We start from the raw sequence: 16,438 nt of genomic DNA, 5'->3' as shown, positions 1-16,438 counted from the left end.
AGGGTATTGACGAGCCGTCAGACTCCGGTGATGTGCTCGGGGCGCACCGGTGTCCGGTTGAGCTCGAGTCCGGTCGCGTTCCGGATCGCCGCGAGGACGGCCGGGGTGGACGACAGGGTGGGGGCCTCGCCGATGCCGCGCAGCCCGTACGGGGCGTGGTCGTCGGCGAGTTCGAGCACGTCGACCGGGATGGTCGGCGTGTCGAGGATGGTGGGGATCAGATAGTCCGTGAAGGAGGGGTTGCGCACCTTCGCGGTCTTCGGATCGACGATGATCTCCTCCATGACGGCCACACCCAGACCCTGGGTGGTGCCGCCCTGGATCTGGCCCACGACCGACAGCGGATTGAGCGCCTTGCCGACGTCCTGGGCGCACGCCAGCTCGATCACCTTGACCAGGCCGAGCTCGGTGTCGACCTCCACCACCGCGCGGTGCGCGGCGAAGGAGTACTGGACGTGGCCGTTGCCCTGTCCGGTGCGCAGGTCGAATGCCTCGGTGGGCCGGTGGCGCCACTCGAGCTCGATGTCGACGGCCTCGCCCTCCAGCACGTCGGCGATGCCGGCCAGCACCTCGCCGCCGTCGGTGACCACCTTGCCTCCCTCCAGGAGGAGTTCGGCGGTGGCCCAGGCCGGGTGGTAGGTGCCGAACTTGGCGCGGCCGATCTCCAGGACCTTCTCGCGGACGGCCTCGCAGGAGTTCTTGACGGCGCCGCCGGTGACGTAGGTCTGGCGGGACGCCGAGGTCGATCCCGCCGAGCCGACCTGGGTGTCGGCCGGGTGGATGGTGACCTGGCTGACGCCGAGTTCGGTACGGGCGATCTGGGCGTGGACGGTGACGCCGCCCTGCCCGACCTCGGCCATGGCGGTGTGGACGGTGGCGACCGGCTCACCGTTGATGACCTCCATCCGCACGCGGGCGGTGGAGTAGTCGTCGAAGCCCTCGGAGAAGCCGACGTTCTTCAGCCCGACCGCGTAGCCGACGCCGCGGACGACGCCTTCGCCGTGGGTGGTGTTGGAGAGTCCGCCGGGCAGCGCACGGACGTCGACGGACGTGCCGTCCGCTCCGGCCGCCAGCCACTGCTGCTCGGGCGGCAGCGGCCGGGACTTGACCCTGCGCAGGAGTTCGGCGACCGGGGCCGGCGAGTCGCAGGGCTGTCCGGTGGGGAGCAGTGTGCCCTGCTCCATGGCGTTCAGCTGCCGGAGCTCGACGGGGTCCATGTCCAGGGCGGCGGCGAGCTTGTCCATCTGTGCCTCGTAGGCGAAGCACGCCTGGACCGCGCCGAAGCCGCGCATGGCGCCGCAGGGAGGGTTGTTGGAGTAGAGGGCGATGGCCTCGATGTCCACGTCCTCGACGGCGTAGGGGCCGACCGCGAGCGAGGAGGCGTTGCCGACGACGGCCGGGGAGGCGGAGGCGTAGGCACCGCCGTCCAGCACGATCCGGCACTTCATGTGGGTGAGCTTGCCGTCCTTGGTGGCCCCGTGCTCGTAGTGCAGCTTCGCGGGGTGGCGGTGGACGTGTCCGAAGAAGGACTCGAAGCGGTTGTAGACCATCTTGACGGGCTTGCCGGTGCGCAGCGCCAGGAGGCAGGCGTGGATCTGCATCGACAGGTCCTCGCGCCCGCCGAAGGCGCCGCCGACACCGGAGAGCGTCATGCGGACCTTGTCCTCGGGGAGACCGAGGACGGGCGCGATCTGGCGCAGGTCGGAGTGGAGCCACTGGGTGGCGACGTAGAGCTCCACACCGCCGTCCTCGGACGGCACGGCGAGGCCGGACTCGGGTCCGAGGAAGGCCTGGTCCTGCATCCCGAAGACGTAGTCACCGGTGACGATGACGTCGGCCCGCGCGGCCGCGGCGTCTGCGTCGCCGCGGATGATGGGCTGGCGGTGGACGATGTTGGGGTGCGGGACATGGCCGATGTGGTGGTCGTCGCGGTTCTCGTGCACCAGGATCGCGTCGGGCGCCGTCGCGGACGCCTCGTCCGTGACGAGCGGGAGCTCGGCGTAGTCGATCTTGATCTTGGCGGCGGCCCGGCGGGCCGTCTCGGGGTGGTCCGCGGCGACGATCGCCACGGGTTCGCCGTGGTGGCGGACCTTGCCGTGGGCGAGAACGGGGGTGTCCTGGATCTCCAGCCCGTAGTTCTTCATCTCCGCGGGCAGGTCGTCGTAGGTCAGGACGGCGTAGACGCCGGGCGTGGCGAGGGCCTCGCCGAGGTCGATGGAGCGGATCTCGGCGTGGGCGACGGTGGAGCGGAGCGTGTGGCCCCACAGCATGTCCTCGTGCCACATGTCCGAGGAGTAGGCGAACTCACCGGTCACCTTGAGGGTGCCGTCGGGGCGCAGGGTGGACTCACCGATGCCGCCCCGGGTCTGCGAACCCTGGGTGATCTTGGTGGGGGTGCCGGCCGGTACGGTCGCGGCTCGTGGGTGCAGCGCCATGGCTATCGGACCGCCTCTTCCTGACGGGCGGCCGCGAGGCGGACCGCGTCGAGGATCTTCTCGTAGCCGGTGCAGCGGCAGAGGTTGCCGGAGAGCGCCTCGCGGATGTCCTGGTCGGACGGGGAGGGCTGCGTCTCCAGCAGTTCGTCGGCCGCGACCAGCAGCCCGGGGGTGCAGAAGCCGCACTGCACGGCTCCGGCGTCGATGAACGCCTGCTGGACGGGGGAGAGTTCGCCGGCCTCGGCGCTCTGCCCGTCCGTGGGCCTGGCCTGCCAGCGCTGGGCGGCGTCCAGCGAGGTCCCGCAGGAGCCGGCCGCGCAGCCGCTGCCCGGGTGGGCGCCCTCCCGGTGCTTGGCGTAGTCGGCGAGGCCCTCGACGGTGACGACCTCCCGGCCTTCCGCCTGGCCCGCCGCGACGAGACAGGAACAGACCGGCACGCCGTCGAGGCGGACCGTGCACGACCCGCATTCGCCTTGTTCGCAGGCGTTCTTGGAGCCGGGGAGTCCCATGCGCTCGCGCAGGACGTAGAGGAGGGACTCGCCCTCCCAGACGTCGTCGGCCTCCTGCTTACGGCCGTTGACGGTGAAGTTGACTCGCATGATCAAGCAGCTCCTTCGAGGGTGCGTCCCGTTCCTCGGAACTGCTCCCAGGTCCAGCCCAGCGTGCGGCGGGCCATGATGCCGACGGCGTGCCGGCGGTAGGCGGCGGTGCCGCGTACGTCGTCGATGGGGTTGCAGGCGCCCGCGGCGAGCTGGGCGAACTGCTTGGCCACCGAAGGGGTGATGATCTTCCCGCTCTCCCAGAAGCCGCCCTCCTCCAGCGCCGCGTTGAGGAAGTCCTCGGCCTCCTTCGCCCGTACCGGGGTCGGGGCCGCCGAGCCGATGCCGGTCCGTACGGTGCGCGTCTCCGGGTGGAGGGCGAGGCCGAAGGCGCAGACGGCGATCACCATCGCGTTGCGGGTGCCGACCTTGGAGTACTGCTGCGGGCCGTCGGCCTTCTTGATGTGGACGGCCCGGATGAGTTCGTCCGGGGCCAGGGCGTTGCGCTTTACGCCGGTGTAGAACTCGTCGATCGGGATCATCCGCGTCCCCCGTACGGACGCGGCCTCCACCTCGGCTCCCGCGGCGAGCAGCGCCGGGTGGGCGTCCCCGGCCGGTGAGGCGGTGCCCAGGTTGCCGCCGACGCCTCCGCGGTTGCGGATCTGCGGCGAGGCGACGGTGTGCGAGGCGAGCGCGAGGCCGGGCAGCTCGGCGCGGAGGTGCTCCATGATCGCGCTGTACGGCACGGAGGCGCCGAGGCGTACGGTGTCCTGGCCCACCTGCCACTCGGACAGGTCACCGATACGGTTCAGGTCCATGAGGTACTCGGGCCGCCGGTGGTCGAAGTTGATCTCGACCATCACGTCGGTGCCACCCGCGATGGGCACAGCCGTCGGGTGCTCGGCCTTGGCGGCGAGCGCCTCCTCCCAGCTGGCGGGGCGAAGGAAGTCCATCAGTGGCTCTCTTCTTCTCAATCGGGTCGTTCGGCTGGGGCTGGGGACGGCCGGCCCTCGGGGTCGTTCCTGGTGTTGTTGACTCGGTGTGTGGCCCAGTACACAAGGCTTGCTCCACTCGGTGCAGTCACCGAAACCATGAAGGAATTGGCTGGCCCCCGCCCCAGTCTTGTAGATTCGAACGAATGGCGGGTACCGGTAACCTCACCGCAATTCACAGGTCACCTCCGTCGTCCCCCGCACCAACGAAGAGATCGGCGGCAATCGACGATGCGGCTGCGCGCACTGCTGGACACCGAGGCGCTGGGTCTGCGGCTGCTCGGCGGCGAGGACGAGCTGGACCGGTCGGTCCGGGGCGTCATGACGACCGACCTGCGCGACCCGAGCCGGTATCTCTCGGGCGGAGAGCTCGTCCTGACGGGACTGGCGTGGCGCAAGGAGGCGGCGGACTCCGAACCCTTCGTACGCATCCTGGCGAACGCCGCGGTGGCCGGTCTGGCCGCCGGTGAGGCGGAGCTCGGCGCCGTACCGGACGACCTGGTGCAGGCGTGTCTGCGCCACCGGCTGCCGCTCTTCGCGGTCGACGAGACCGTCGCCTTCGCGACGATCACCGAGCACGTCGTGCGCCAGGTCTCCGGGGAGCGCGCGGGGGACCTCGCGGCGGTGGTGGACCGCCATCGCAGGCTGATGACCGCCGGGCCGGCGGGCGGGGGCCCGGAGGTGGTACTCGACCTGCTGACCTCCGACCTCGACCTGCGCGCCTGGGTACTCTCCCCCACCGGACGCCAGATCGCCGGTGCCGGAGACCCCCTGCCGCCCGGGGCGGGGGCGGAGCTGGCGGGACGCCATCTCGCAGCGACCCGTACCGGCCGGCCCGGCCCGCACCGGGCCGAGGTGGACGGCACGGCGTACTCCCTGTTCCCCGTGCGCCACACCGGGCGTAGCACTCTGCCCTCCCCCGCGCGTGACGTGCGCGAGTCGGTGCTCTCGGACTGGCTGCTGGCCGTGGCGGCCGACGCGGGTGACTGGCCGGACGCCAGGCTGGACCTGCTCGAAGGCGTCACCCAGCTGATCGCCGTCGAGCGGGACCGCCGCGACGCGGCCCGCTCGGTGCGCCGCAGGCTCGCCCAGGAGGTCCTGGAGCTCGTCCAGACCGGTGCCCCGCCGTCCGAGATCGCCGCGCGACTCCGGGTGGCCGCCCCCGTGCTGCTGCCCGGCCTCGGCACCGCACCGCACTGGCAGGTCGTGGTGGCGCGTGTGGAGTGGGCCGCGGAGGATTCCGGGCTCTCGGGCGGCAGGGCGGCACAGGCCCTGCTCGAGGAGATCCTGGTCGATCCCGACGTGTCGGGACCCGACTCTGCGGACCGGATCGCCGTGGCGCACACGGGCGAGGAGGCCGTCGCCCTCGTACCGCTGACGGCGGTGGCCTCCGCCGCGTCGGGCGCGGACACCCGGGAGGAGGCACAGCCCCAGGACACCGCGCTGCACGCGGACGTCCTCCTCGGCGCCGTACGGGCACCGCTCGCCGCGGGCCTGGCGGATGACGGCCGCCTGACACTCGGTGTCAGCGCGGCCGTACATTCCGCCGAGGGACTGCGCGGCGCCCTGGAGGAGGCACGCCACGCCCGCAGGGTGGCCGCGGCTCGCCCCGGCCCGGTCTGCGCGGCCGGCCACCACGAGCTCGCCTCGCACGTCCTGCTGCTGCCCTTCGTGCCGGACGACGTCCGCCGGGCGTTCACCGCCCGGCTCCTGGACCCGCTGCGCGACTACGACCGCCGCCACCGCGCGGAGCTGATCGAGACGCTGGAAGCGTTCCTGGACTGCGACGGTTCCTGGACGCGCTGCGCCACCCGGCTGCACCTGCACGTCAACACACTGCGCTATCGCGTCGGACGGATCGAGCAGTTGACGGGCCGTGACCTCTCGCGCCTCGAGGACAAGCTCGACTTCTTCCTCGCCCTGCGTATGAGCTGACATCCGGGGCCTCACCGGCCCCGGCGGGCTCCCGGTGATTGTGAAATCTTTCACCTGACATCGATCCCACCCCTTGGCCCGGCGTGCCAATCCGTGCTGAGATGCGCGCAGACCCTGGCCGACCGGCGGTCGCCGGCCGGCCTTCGCAGCTCGATGGCGCGCTCGGGGAGGGCAATGTGGCGCATACCGCCATGTCTGGTTCCGGAACGACAGCTGATGACGATCCGCCGCTCCAGACAGCGGTATGGCGGCTGCGTTCTCGCGCCTGCTGGACCGACGCGGCAGCCCTGCTCGAACCCGCGGCGGCCACGGACCACGCGGCAGCCCTCCAGCGGACCTCCCTGCTGATCGAGCGGTGCCTCTACACGGGAGCCGGCTGGACGGACGCCGAGGACGCACTGCGCGGCGCCGAGGCCCTCGCCCACGACGACTCCGAACGCGGCGCGTCCGCCTGCGAGCGCGGCTACCTCGCCTACGCCTCGACCCTGCTCGGGGCACGCGACCGGGCCGACGAGGCGAGCGTGGCGCTCAGCCGGGCCGCCGCGCTGCTCTCACCCGCGGCACCCGGCCGTCCTCTGCTGGACTTCCGCAGGGGCCTGATCGCCCAGAACATCGCCGACTCCCCCCAGGCGGCCCGAGCGGCCTACCGCAGGGCGCACGCCGGAGCGGTCGCCGGCGGCGACGACCTCCTGCTCTCCTTCACCTGGCGGCATCTCGCCTCACTCGCCCTGCGCGAGGGCGAGCTCGCGGAGGCACGGCACGGCTTCGCAGAGTCGTTGCGGATACGGGAGGAACTGGGGTACCTGGTCGGGACGGCTCCGGCACTCATCTCACTGGCGGACGCCGAGGCGGAGCCCGAGGTGGCGGCACGGCTGCGCGCGGAGGCGGGACGGCTCTTCCGGCTGCTGGGCGGCGTCCCCACCTGGCTGGCACCGCGACTGGAACCGCCTGCCCCCGGGACGGCCGAGGCGAACTGACGGAACCCGGCCGGGCGGCCCGCACGGTCGGCATGCTCGATGCCCGGGCCGGGTGGCCCGGCCGGGTCAGCGGCCCGCGCCGCCGAGGTGCCGGGTCACCAGGGAGCGCACCACAACGAGGTCCCCGGCGACGAGCGCGTCCAGCAGGGCGGAGTGTTCCGCGGCGTCGGCGGGCAGATCGGCCCGAGCCCCGGCCGGGCTGTTCACCGGCGGCCACTGGGACCTGCGGTGCAGGTCGTCGGCGACCGCGACGAGCTGCTCGTTGCCGGCCAGTGCCAGCACGGCCCGGTGGAAGGCCCGGTCGCTCTCGGCGTAGGCCGCCCGGTCCCCTCCGGCCGCCGCCACGACGGTGGCGTCGGCCAGCGGGCGCAGGGCGCACCAGTCGGCCGGCGGCACCGTCCGCGCGAGCCGGAGCACGACGGGCACCTCGATCAGCGCGCGCACCTCGGCGAGCTCCGCGAGCTCCCGCGGCCCCCGCTCGCTGACCCGGAAGCCCCTGTTCGGCACGACTTCGACGGCGCCTTCGACGGCCAGCTGCTGCATCGCCTCGCGCACCGGGGTCGCCGACACGCCGAACCGGGCGCCCAGCGCCGGGGCGGAGTAGACACGCCCCGGAGTCAGCTCCCCTCCCACGAGCGCCGAGCGGAGCGCGTCGAGTATCTGTCCGCGCACGGAGTGCCGCTGAACCGTACGGGGCCTCTCGGGCCCGTCATGGGGGTGCTCGCCACGGGCCTGCTCGGGCACGCGGGAGTGCTCGGCGCCGCCCGGGGAGAGGTGCGGACGCGCGTCCTCACGCGCTCTGGCCTGCTCCACCCGGACCTCCTCCTGCCGACGGTCCGGCTCGCGGCGTGCCGGACCCCTGTGCACGATAGGCCCAGAGGGCGCCGGTTCAAACATCGAGATCATCGGGTAAGGTAAGGCTTACCTGTAAATGATCGCGATTCGGTGGTCCCCGCATGACCCTGCCCGCCCTGCTCACCGCCCCCGCCCCCTCTCCCCTGACGGCGGCGTACGAACGCCTGGCCGAGGTCTTTCCCGGCCTGCGCGCGGACGTGCTCGTCGGTGACGCGGAGGCGCCCACGGGTGGCGGATGGGTCGGCGCCGCCGATCTCGCGGCGGGCGGGGCGGCGCTGGAGGAGTTCCTCGCCTGGGACGACGAGCAGGTGCTACGCGACTACGGCACCCGCGCCCGCCCCGACGTGGTGGCCAGCTTCGGTCTCCACCGGTACGCCTGGCCGGCCTGCCTCCTGGTCACGCTGCCCTGGTTCACGCACCGCCGGGTCCCCCGGATCCCCGTCGGCGATGTCTTCTTCCACCGGGGACTGGGCCGCCTGGCCCTCCGGGTCGAGGAGTTCGCCTGCCTTCCCGACGACCCGGCGGCCGGACAGCCCGGCGCCCACGTGGTCGCCGACGAGGCGGCGCTGCGGGCCGAGGTCCTCGACGCCGTGGCCCGGCACATCGAGCCGGTGCTGGACGGGTTCCGGCCGCGGATGCGCCGGGGGAAGCGCGCCCTGTGGGGCATGGCGACGGACGAGATCGTCGAGGGTCTCTGGTACGTCGCCCACCTGCTGGGCGAGGAGGACCGCGCGATGAGGGAGCTGGAGCTCCTGCTGCCCGGCACCACCAAGCCCTACGTCGGGACGGCGGGCTTCCGTGAACTCACCGGCCCCGAGGGGCAGTCGCTCCCCACGCGCGACCGCGCGAGCTGCTGCCTCTTCTACACCGTGCGCCCCGAGGACACCTGCGTCACCTGCCCGCGCACCTGCGATGCCGACCGTGTCCGGAAGCTGGCCGCCGCCACCTCCTGAAGCACGCGACGCCGACACCACCCGGCCGGGCGACAACGATTCGAATGCGACTCGGCCCGATCGCGCGGGCATTCGAAGATTTTCCGTCCAACGATGAGCCTCACCGACCCGATGGCGTTCAGTTGGCACGAAAACCCCCTGAGAGCGACGGCACTTCCGCCACGATGGCGCCCGAAACGCCCTACGTGACGCAAGGGACCGCGCATGAGACTGACCGACATATCGCTTGACTGGCTGCTTCCGGGCGCCGTGCTGCTCGTGGGAGTCATGGCGGCGGTGACGGTGGTCGCGCGCGGCAAGCGCGCCGCTGGGAAAGCCGCGGCCGACGACAGCTGGGAACGCAGCGAGGAGCGCCGAAGGCGCAAGGAGGCGCTCTACGCCACCGCCTCGTACGTCCTGCTGTTCTGCTGTGCCGCGGTCGCCGCCGCCCTCTCCTTCCACGGGCTCGTCGGCTTCGGCCGGCAAAACCTCAGCCTCTCCGGGGGCTGGGAGTACCTCGTACCGTTCGGCCTCGACGGGGCCGCGATGTTCTGTTCCGTGCTCGCGGTACGGGAGGCCAGCCACGGCGACGCCGCGCTGGGCTCCCGGCTGCTGGTGTGGACGTTCGCCGGTGCGGCGGCCTGGTTCAACTGGGTCCACGCGCCACGCGGCATGGACCACGCCGGCGCCCCGCACTTCTTCGCGGGGATGTCGCTCTCGGCCGCGGTGCTGTTCGACCGCGCGCTGAAGCAGACCCGTCGTGCCGCGCTGCGCGAGCAGGGCCTGGTGCCGCGCCCGCTGCCGCAGATCCGGATCGTCCGGTGGCTGCGCGCCCCCAGGGAGACCTTCGGCGCCTGGTCGCTGATGCTCCTCGAGGGAGTGCGGACCCTGGACGAGGCGGTGGACGAGGTGCGCGAGGACCGCCGCGAGAAGGAACAGGACCGCCACCGCCGCCGGGACCAGGCGAAGCTGGACCGGGCCCACATCAAGGCCCTGAACCGGCAGAACCGGGTCTGGGGGCGCGGCGGCCGAACCGGCCGCCAGGTGGACGTCCAGGCCATCGCCCCCTCGGCCGGTGGCGGCCCACCGGCCGTCGCGGAACCCGCCATAGCGGAACCGGGACAACTGCCTCTACGCCCCCGGCCATCCCTGCAAGCCGCGAACCGATCGAACTCCAGGAGTACTTCGGCAAAGACAACGAGCGGTGATCCCGCGACGGTCGACCTCACCGCCGAGGACGACACCCAGGCCCTGCCCCGGCTCGATTCGCTGGAGCAGAAACTGAAGGACCTGGAGCAGCAGTTCGGCTGAGAGTCATGGTTCATCCCCCCCTCAGCTCGAACCACACCACCTTGCCCAGGGCCTGCGCTGTCACTCCCCAGGAGTCGGCCAGGCTCTGGACGAGGATCAGCCCCCTGCCGTGCGTACCGTCGTCGGCGTTCGGTACGTACGGCGCGGGTTCCTGACCGGGCACGAAGTCCCTCACCTCGACCCGTAATCGACCGGGAGCCTCGGTCACCGTGACCACCGCGCCGTTGCGTGTGTGGATGAGGGCGTTGGTCACCAGCTCGCTCAGGAGCAGCTCCGCCACCGCCACCTCCTCGGCCCCTCGGCGGGGACCCAGGAACTTCCCCAGCTCCGCACGGACTCCGCCCACCCCGGACAGGTCGGTGTGCCCGAGTCTGCGCCGCAGCCGAGAGCCACTCCCCTGTCTCTCCGTCATGTCCCCCGAACGCACACCGAATCGACCTCCCCCAGAATCCGCCGCGTCGTGTCACAGGTCGAACACCGTCCCGGGATGCATGCCCCACAGCCTGCAAGTCACGCGTCAACAGGTGAACGAACGACCGATGCCGGAGAGGCCCGCCGATCCTCCGCCGTCGGCCTCGGCATGCCGGCCTTCGCCGACGCCGCCGGCCGCACCACCGCCACATCGACGTACCCGCTCCGTTTCCGGGAGTCCATGGTCGCCACGAAGGTGGACTGCCTACACTCCGACCCATGCGAACGGTCTTCGTGTTTCCCGCAGGTGAGCGAGCCGACGCCGTCGCCTCGCTCGACCGGCATCTGCCCGGGCAGCGCGATCCGCGGACCCTGGACGGCAACCCCTGCATCGACATCGACGACGAGCGGACCGGCCATCTCTTTTCCGACTGGGATCCCCAGGATGTGGCCGTCCTCGAGGCTGCCGTCGGACATCACCCCACCTGGGCGGTGCAGATCGACGTCTCCGGGCGGATCGACGGCACCGCCGAGGTTCACCGGATGATCGCGCTGCTCCTGGAGCATGGAGGCGTGGCAACGGACGACTACACCCCCCACCCTTGGACTCTGCCGGAAATCCTGTCCGGAGCAGTGATCGGCGGTCTGCGCTTCTTCGACTTCCGCGGCTGTCACGGACCCGATCGCGAACCGGAGCGCTCCTGACTCGATCACCTCACCAGCGCGAGGCGGCAGGACCTCGATGATCTCGACGGTGCCGGCGGCCGGCCGGGCCTCGTGCCCGGTGATCACATCACCAGGCTCCAGACGCCGCCACCGCTCGGGCTGCGGGGGAGCTGCCGGTCGGACGTCGGCGGTCTCCCCGCCGGTCTCGCCGGGCGGTCGGGGAACGCGACCGTCCGGCGGCAGGCTGACGTCATGGGCAGTGGCGTTCCGAAGCCTGTCGGGTCAGGTGCTGAGTGGGTGTCCGGTTGTCGAGTCGACGTGCTCCGGGATCTCGTCATGGCGATCGCCCACGGTCGGTGTCCCGGTGGGCTCGAACATGAGGATCGCGGCGCCGGACGGGGCGTACGGCTTGTGCTCCGTACCCCGGGGGACGGTGAAGACCGCCCCTTGCGGGAGCAGGACCGTGCGCTCCCCGTCGGTCTCGCGCAGGGAGATGTGCAGCTCGCCGTCGAGTACCAGGAAGAACTCGTCGGTGTCGTCGTGCACGTGCCAGACGTGTTCGCCCTCGACCTTGGCGATGCGGACGTCGTAGTCGTTGACGCGCGTCACGATGCGGGGGCTCCACAAGGCGTCGAAGGAGGCCAGAGCCTTGCTGAGGGGGATGGGTTCGCTGCTCATGTGCTCATCCTGAGCCGTTTCGCCTGACCACCGTGAGTGCTAGGAATTGCATATGGCGAAAGAATCCTCGCACGCGGCTCAGGCGGCGGGCATACACCGGGTCGTCGTGGTCGTGGACGAGAACTCCAACCCGTTCGAGCTCGGCTGCGCGACCGAGGTCTTCGGTCTGCGCAGACCGGAGATCGGCCGTGATCTCTACGACTTCAGGCTCTGCTCCCCCGAGCCCCACACCCTGATGCGAGACGGATTCTTCACGCTCACGGGAGTCGCCGGCCTGGAAGCGGCCGACGCGGCGGACACCTTGATCGTCCCCAACCGCCCGGACACCGAAGTGCCCCGCCGCCCCGCCGTGCTCGATGCCGTCCGCCGGGCACACGCCCGCGGTGCACGCCTGGTCGGCTTCTGCAGCGGCGCCTTCACACTGGCCGAGGCCGGAGTCCTCGACGGGCGCCGGGCCACCGCGCACTGGCAATGGGCGGATTCCTTCCGGACCCGCTTCCCCTCCGTCCGGTTCGAAGCAGACGTGCTGTTCGTGGATGACGGTGACATCCTCACCGCGGCAGGCAGTGCGGCCGCGCTCGATCTGGGGCTGCACGTGGTCCGCCGCGATCACGGCGCGGAGGTCGCCAACTCCGTGAGCCGGCGGCTGGTATTCGCGGCACACCGGGACGGCGGGCAGCGGCAGTTCGTGGAGCGCCCCGTCCCCGACCTGCCGGACGAGTCCCTGGCACCTGTCCTGGCCTGGGCCCTGGAACGGCTGGACTCACCGCTCACCGTGTCCGGCCTTGCGGCGCGTGCGGCGGTCAGTCCGGCGACGCTGCATCGCCGCTTCCGGGCGCAACTGGGCACGACCCCGCTGGCGTGGCTGACAGGGGAACGGCTGGCTCTGGCGTGCCGCTTGATCGAGCGGGGCGAGTCCCGGTTCGAGGTGGTCGCGCGCCGCAGCGGGCTCGGCACCGCTGCCAATCTGCGCACGCTGATGCGCCGCGAGACCGGCATCACCCCGTCTGCGTACAAGCGCCGGTTCGGGCCGGAGGCGAACTGAGGGCGGGCGTGCCCTGCCGACGAACCACCGGCGCCTCACCGTCTGCTGCCGCCCGGGGGCGAGCAGGCTCGTCAGCTCCGGGACCGCCTCGGAAGAGTGGCGGGACAGCTTGGGCCCTGCCGCATGACCGACGCCCCGTCAGCCGCCCGCCGGGGCGGACAGATCCTTGACGTCGGCTTTCGCCGCGATGCCCCTCACTTCTCTACTCACGGTTGACTTCCGGAAACTGCACGTGAGTTGGCCTTGACGCCGGGTCCACGCGACCAACCGGGAGCGCGTCGAGCGGGAGCTCGCGCGGGCCCGCGCGGGGCAGGGGCCCACGCTCTTCGACGACCTGGTCGGCATCATCGCCGACCGGAGGGCTCCCGTCACCCTGGAGCTGAGGTGAGCCGCGGCCCGGATGGCCGTGCCGGCGAATCCCCGCCCCCCGCCTCAGGGCCGGGGTACGTTGCGGATGTTCGAGCGGGCCATCTGCAGCATCCGGCCGACCCCGCCATCCAGGACGATCTTGCTCGCGGACAGGGCGAAGCCGGTGACCATGTCGGCGCTGATCTTCGGCGGGATGGAAAGTGCGTTCGGATCGGTGACCACGTCCACGAGCGCGGGCCCCTTGTGTCTGAAGGCGTCCTTGAGCGCGCTCTCCAGCTGCTTGGGCTTCTCCACCCGCACCCCGTAGGCCCCCGCCGCCCGCGCGATCGCCGCGAAGTCGGGGTTCTTGTTGGTCGTGCCGAAGGACGGCAGGCCCGCCACCAGCATCTCCAGTTCGACCATCCCCAGTGAGGAGTTGTTGAAGAGGACGACCTTCACGGGCAGGTTGTACTGGACGAGGGTGAGGAAGTCCCCCATCAGCATGGTGAATCCGCCGTCGCCGGACATCGACACCACCTGCCGGCTCCGGTCGGTGAACTGCGCCCCGATCGCCTGCGGCAGAGCGTTGGCCATCGAGCCGTGGCTGAACGAGCCGATCACCCTGCGTCGCCCGTTCGGCGTGAGGTAGCGGGCCGCCCAGACATTGCACATACCCGTGTCGACGGTGAACACCGCGTCGTCGTCGGCCAGTTCGTCGAGCACCGAGGCGACGTACTCCGGATGGATCGGCACGTGCTTCTCGACCTTGCGGGTGTAGGCCTTGACCACGCCCTCCAGCGCGTCGGCGTGCTTCTTCAGCATCCGGTCCAGGAATCTCCGGTCGGACTTGGCCTTCACCTGGGGGGTCAGGGCGCGCAGCGTCTCGCGTACGTCGCCCCAGACCGCCAGGTCGAGCTTGGAGCGGCGGCCGAGGTGCTCGGGGCGGACATCGACCTGGACGATCTTCACATCGGTCGGCAGGAACGCGTTGTACGGGAAGTCCGTGCCGAGCAGGATGAGCAGGTCGCACTCGTTGGTCGCCTCGTATGCCGCTCCGTAGCCGAGCAGCCCGCTCATCCCGACGTCGTACGGATTGTCGTACTGGATCCACTCCTTGCCGCGCAGCGCGTGGCCGACCGGTGCCTTGACCCGTTCGGCGAACTCCATGACCTCGGCGTGCGCGCCCGCCGTGCCGCTCCCGCAGAAGAGCGTCACCCGTTCGGCGTCGTCGATCATCTTGCGGAGGGTCTCGATCTCCTCGTCGCCGGGCTTCACCGAGGGCCGCGAGGTGACCAGGGCGTGCTCGACGGATTTCTCCGGGGCCGGACGTGAGGCGATGTCACCGGGCATCGAGACGACGCTGACCCCGCCGCGGCCGATGGCGTGCTGGATCGCGGTCTGCAGCAGACGAGGCATCTGCTGCGGGTTGGAGATCATCTCGTTGTAGTGGCTGCACTCCTGGAAGAGCAGCTCGGGGTGGGTCTCCTGGAAGTATCCGAGCCCGATCTCGCTGGACGGGATGTGGGAGGCGAGGGCGAGCACCGGGGCCATGGATCGGTGGGCGTCGTACAGGCCGTTGATGAGGTGGAGGTTGCCGGGCCCGCAGGATCCGGCGCAGGCGGCGAGGGTGCCGGTGATCTGCGCCTCGGCACCGGCGGCGAACGCGGCGGTCTCCTCGTGCCGGACCTGGATCCACTCGATCGCGGAGTTGCGCCGGACGGCGTCGACCACGGGGTTGAGGCTGTCGCCGACGACTCCGTAGAGCCGCTTGACCCCCGCGCGCACGAGGATGTCGACGAACTGCTCCGACACGTTCTGCTTGGCCATGGGGGATTCCCTCTCCGACTCCGGCTGGTCCCTTCCCCCATCAACCCACGGTGTGCCGGGTTACGCCTCCCAGACGGCCGCGCTCGTACGGTCGTCGGCGTATCCCTTGGCGCGCAGCTGTGTGTCGGCGAGGTAGGCGGGCAGTCCGGGCGGGCCCCCGGCCGACCAGCGCCGCGCCAGCTCCTGGGCGAGTCCCGGCTCGCCGCGCATGGGGTCGGCCAGCCCCTGGCCGCAGAGCAGCAGGGTGTCCCCGGGCCGTGCGACCGAGGCCCGGAAGCGGAAGGGCTCCGTGGGCGGCTGCGGGGGCTGTCCTGCGTACGGGGACGGGGGCGTGGTGATCTGCAGGTCCATCGTCAGCCGGTCCCCGCCCGGGCTCTCCTCGCTCGCCGCACCGGGCTCGGGGAGGTGCGGGTCGAGGTCCTGCCAGGCTCCGTCGCGCAGACGGAAGAGGCCGCCGGGCCCGGTGCCGAAGAACACCCGGGTGCGGCAGCCGGGGTCCGCCGTCAGCAGCAGGCAGCGCAGTCCGGCGGTGTACCCGGAGGGGTCGAGTCCCTGTTCGGCCGCGCGGGCCCGGAGCTTTCCGTAGGTGCGGTCGGTCAGGCGGTGCAGACCCGACTTGAGATCTCCCCTGCGGCCCGCCCTTATGTCCTCGGAGAGCCGGGCATGGCTGCGGGCGACGGCGCCCGCGATCCAGCGGCAGGCGTCGGCCGCGGCCAGATGCGCCCGTTCACCCGCCCGGGCCCCGCCGCCCACCGCGACGAGCACCAGCGAGCCTGCGCCCTCCCCGAACCGGGCGGTCAGAAGTGCGTCGCGCCGGGGCTCGCCGCGGAAACGTGCCGAGTCGCCTCGCACGGAGGCGGCCCGGAGCGTGTACGTCCCGTACCGGGCGCCGTCGACGACGGTGTCGGGCACGAGTGCGTCGAGGTCGCCGGGACCGGCCGCGGGCAGGGCGGCCGGCTCGGCGTCGTAGGTGGGCGGCCGGTCACCGATGTGGGCCACGGCCGGGCGTTCGGCGGGTGCGGGGGCCGGAGGCCCGGGTGGCGGTGGCGGCACGGGCCGCGGCACGGCGAAGGTCTGCGGCCGGGAGGGCCCGGCGGGGGGCTCCCACGGCGCCCGGTCCACCGGGACGGTACGTGAGGGTCGCGGCGGCCCCTGTGCGGGTTCCACGTCCGACGCCCGCGGATCGGGCAGACGCATGACCGTGACCGGGTGCTCCTCGCGGCCCACGGTGTCCGACACGGAGTCGAACCGGTCGTCGAGGCTGTCGGCCCCTCCCCCGGTCCCGGCGTCCGGTGCGGTCTCGTCGTCGTACAGCGCGCCCCACCAGTCGTCCTCGTGGGCGGGCGTCTCCCCCTGCTGGCTCATGACCTAAGTGTCGACCGCTGGGGCCGTACGAAACCGGGTCATCCGGAAAGTGTTCCGTAAGTGTCGGCCCGCCGGGCGTCCCCACCCCCCACGGGAAGGCAGCCCGGCGGGCCGGTCGGTGA

14 protein-coding genes are annotated in these 16,438 nt (G+C 71.8%); 6 read left to right on the top strand and 8 right to left on the bottom strand.

Going from position 1 to position 16,438, the window contains the following annotated elements; translation table 11 throughout:
* Window positions 1-17 precede the first annotated feature (17 nt).
* From ACFXOA_RS14120 to ACFXOA_RS14110, 3 genes are read right to left on the bottom strand one after another with little or no spacing between them, the layout of a single operon-like run.
* Window positions 18-2,435, bottom strand: coding sequence for a xanthine dehydrogenase family protein molybdopterin-binding subunit (locus ACFXOA_RS14120; RefSeq protein WP_385026682.1), 2,418 nt, complete (start codon window positions 2,433-2,435; stop codon window positions 18-20).
* A gap of 2 nt (window positions 2,436-2,437) precedes the next feature.
* Entirely contained in the window at window positions 2,438-3,034 is a 597-nt protein-coding gene (locus ACFXOA_RS14115; RefSeq protein WP_385026679.1) for a (2Fe-2S)-binding protein, read from the bottom strand.
* A gap of 2 nt (window positions 3,035-3,036) precedes the next feature.
* Window positions 3,037-3,927, bottom strand: coding sequence for an FAD binding domain-containing protein (locus ACFXOA_RS14110; protein ID WP_385026676.1), 891 nt, complete (start codon window positions 3,925-3,927; stop codon window positions 3,037-3,039).
* Window positions 3,928-4,197: 270 nt separating this feature from the next.
* Between ACFXOA_RS14110 and ACFXOA_RS14105 the strand changes: the two genes are divergently transcribed.
* Both ACFXOA_RS14105 and ACFXOA_RS14100 read left to right on the top strand, forming a co-directional pair.
* Window positions 4,198-5,901, top strand: a complete 1,704-nt coding sequence (locus ACFXOA_RS14105) for a PucR family transcriptional regulator (protein ID WP_385026673.1) — start codon at window positions 4,198-4,200, stop codon at window positions 5,899-5,901.
* Window positions 5,902-6,092: 191 nt separating this feature from the next.
* Window positions 6,093-6,878 (top strand): hypothetical protein, encoded by a 786-nt coding sequence (locus ACFXOA_RS14100; protein ID WP_385026670.1) that lies wholly within the window; start codon window positions 6,093-6,095, stop codon window positions 6,876-6,878.
* 66 nt (window positions 6,879-6,944) lie between these two features.
* On the opposite strand, the gene ACFXOA_RS14095 is transcribed toward ACFXOA_RS14100, so the two are convergent.
* Window positions 6,945-7,691, bottom strand: a complete 747-nt coding sequence (locus ACFXOA_RS14095) for a GntR family transcriptional regulator (RefSeq protein WP_385026667.1) — start codon at window positions 7,689-7,691, stop codon at window positions 6,945-6,947.
* Window positions 7,692-7,834: 143 nt separating this feature from the next.
* Between ACFXOA_RS14095 and ACFXOA_RS14090 the strand changes: the two genes are divergently transcribed.
* Together ACFXOA_RS14090 and ACFXOA_RS14085 are read left to right on the top strand one after the other, a co-directional pair.
* Window positions 7,835-8,686: a (2Fe-2S)-binding protein gene (locus ACFXOA_RS14090; RefSeq protein ID WP_385026664.1), complete on the top strand. Its 852-nt coding sequence runs from the start codon at window positions 7,835-7,837 to the stop codon at window positions 8,684-8,686.
* Window positions 8,687-8,890: 204 nt separating this feature from the next.
* A complete protein-coding gene (locus ACFXOA_RS14085) occupies window positions 8,891-9,976 on the top strand; it encodes a DUF2637 domain-containing protein (RefSeq protein WP_385026661.1) in 1,086 nt (361 codons plus the stop codon).
* Between the two features lie 10 nt (window positions 9,977-9,986).
* Here the strand turns inward: ACFXOA_RS14085 and ACFXOA_RS14080 are convergent, their stop codons facing one another.
* Window positions 9,987-10,388 (bottom strand): ATP-binding protein, encoded by a 402-nt coding sequence (locus tag ACFXOA_RS14080; RefSeq protein WP_385026658.1) that lies wholly within the window; start codon window positions 10,386-10,388, stop codon window positions 9,987-9,989.
* A 278-nt stretch (window positions 10,389-10,666) separates the two neighbouring features.
* On the opposite strand from ACFXOA_RS14080, the gene ACFXOA_RS14075 reads away from it, so the two are divergent.
* Window positions 10,667-11,092 (top strand): hypothetical protein, encoded by a 426-nt coding sequence (locus tag ACFXOA_RS14075; protein WP_385026655.1) that lies wholly within the window; start codon window positions 10,667-10,669, stop codon window positions 11,090-11,092.
* Between the two features lie 243 nt (window positions 11,093-11,335).
* Here ACFXOA_RS14075 and ACFXOA_RS14070 read toward each other — a convergent pair whose 3' ends face one another.
* Window positions 11,336-11,731 carry a cupin domain-containing protein gene (locus ACFXOA_RS14070; protein ID WP_385026652.1) on the bottom strand — a complete coding sequence of 132 codons (396 nt, stop codon included), beginning with the start codon at window positions 11,729-11,731 and terminating at the stop codon, window positions 11,336-11,338.
* 52 nt (window positions 11,732-11,783) lie between these two features.
* Between ACFXOA_RS14070 and ACFXOA_RS14065 the strand changes: the two genes are divergently transcribed.
* Complete coding sequence (locus tag ACFXOA_RS14065) at window positions 11,784-12,776, top strand: GlxA family transcriptional regulator (RefSeq protein WP_385026649.1); 993 nt, start codon at window positions 11,784-11,786, stop codon at window positions 12,774-12,776.
* 432 nt (window positions 12,777-13,208) lie between these two features.
* On the opposite strand, the gene ACFXOA_RS14060 is transcribed toward ACFXOA_RS14065, so the two are convergent.
* Both ACFXOA_RS14060 and ACFXOA_RS14055 read right to left on the bottom strand, forming a co-directional pair.
* Window positions 13,209-14,951 (bottom strand): pyruvate dehydrogenase, encoded by a 1,743-nt coding sequence (locus ACFXOA_RS14060; protein ID WP_385026646.1) that lies wholly within the window; start codon window positions 14,949-14,951, stop codon window positions 13,209-13,211.
* A gap of 60 nt (window positions 14,952-15,011) precedes the next feature.
* A complete protein-coding gene (locus ACFXOA_RS14055) occupies window positions 15,012-16,316 on the bottom strand; it encodes a protein phosphatase 2C domain-containing protein (RefSeq protein WP_385026643.1) in 1,305 nt (434 codons plus the stop codon).
* Window positions 16,317-16,438: the final 122 nt, after the last annotated feature.

Source organism: Streptomyces sp. NPDC059166, from assembly GCF_042755185.1.
GTDB lineage: Bacteria > Actinomycetota > Actinomycetes > Streptomycetales > Streptomycetaceae > Streptomyces.
The sequence above is the reverse complement of the archived record's forward strand: the minus strand, read 5'-3'. Positions and strand labels throughout refer to the sequence as shown.

Coding starts and splice junctions, on each gene's coding strand:
- ACFXOA_RS14105 (WP_385026673.1), top strand. CDS start 4,198: ATGCGGCTGCGCGCACTGCTGGACACCGAGGCGCTGGGTCTGCGGCTG.
- ACFXOA_RS14085 (WP_385026661.1), top strand. CDS start 8,891: ATGAGACTGACCGACATATCGCTTGACTGGCTGCTTCCGGGCGCCGTG.
- ACFXOA_RS14100 (WP_385026670.1), top strand. CDS start 6,093: ATGTCTGGTTCCGGAACGACAGCTGATGACGATCCGCCGCTCCAGACA.
- ACFXOA_RS14065 (WP_385026649.1), top strand. CDS start 11,784: ATGGCGAAAGAATCCTCGCACGCGGCTCAGGCGGCGGGCATACACCGG.
- ACFXOA_RS14055 (WP_385026643.1), bottom strand. CDS start 16,316: ATGAGCCAGCAGGGGGAGACGCCCGCCCACGAGGACGACTGGTGGGGC.
- ACFXOA_RS14080 (WP_385026658.1), bottom strand. CDS start 10,388: ATGACGGAGAGACAGGGGAGTGGCTCTCGGCTGCGGCGCAGACTCGGG.
- ACFXOA_RS14060 (WP_385026646.1), bottom strand. CDS start 14,951: ATGGCCAAGCAGAACGTGTCGGAGCAGTTCGTCGACATCCTCGTGCGC.
- ACFXOA_RS14110 (WP_385026676.1), bottom strand. CDS start 3,927: ATGGACTTCCTTCGCCCCGCCAGCTGGGAGGAGGCGCTCGCCGCCAAG.
- ACFXOA_RS14090 (WP_385026664.1), top strand. CDS start 7,835: ATGACCCTGCCCGCCCTGCTCACCGCCCCCGCCCCCTCTCCCCTGACG.
- ACFXOA_RS14070 (WP_385026652.1), bottom strand. CDS start 11,731: ATGAGCAGCGAACCCATCCCCCTCAGCAAGGCTCTGGCCTCCTTCGAC.
- ACFXOA_RS14120 (WP_385026682.1), bottom strand. CDS start 2,435: ATGGCGCTGCACCCACGAGCCGCGACCGTACCGGCCGGCACCCCCACC.
- ACFXOA_RS14075 (WP_385026655.1), top strand. CDS start 10,667: ATGCGAACGGTCTTCGTGTTTCCCGCAGGTGAGCGAGCCGACGCCGTC.
- ACFXOA_RS14115 (WP_385026679.1), bottom strand. CDS start 3,034: ATGCGAGTCAACTTCACCGTCAACGGCCGTAAGCAGGAGGCCGACGAC.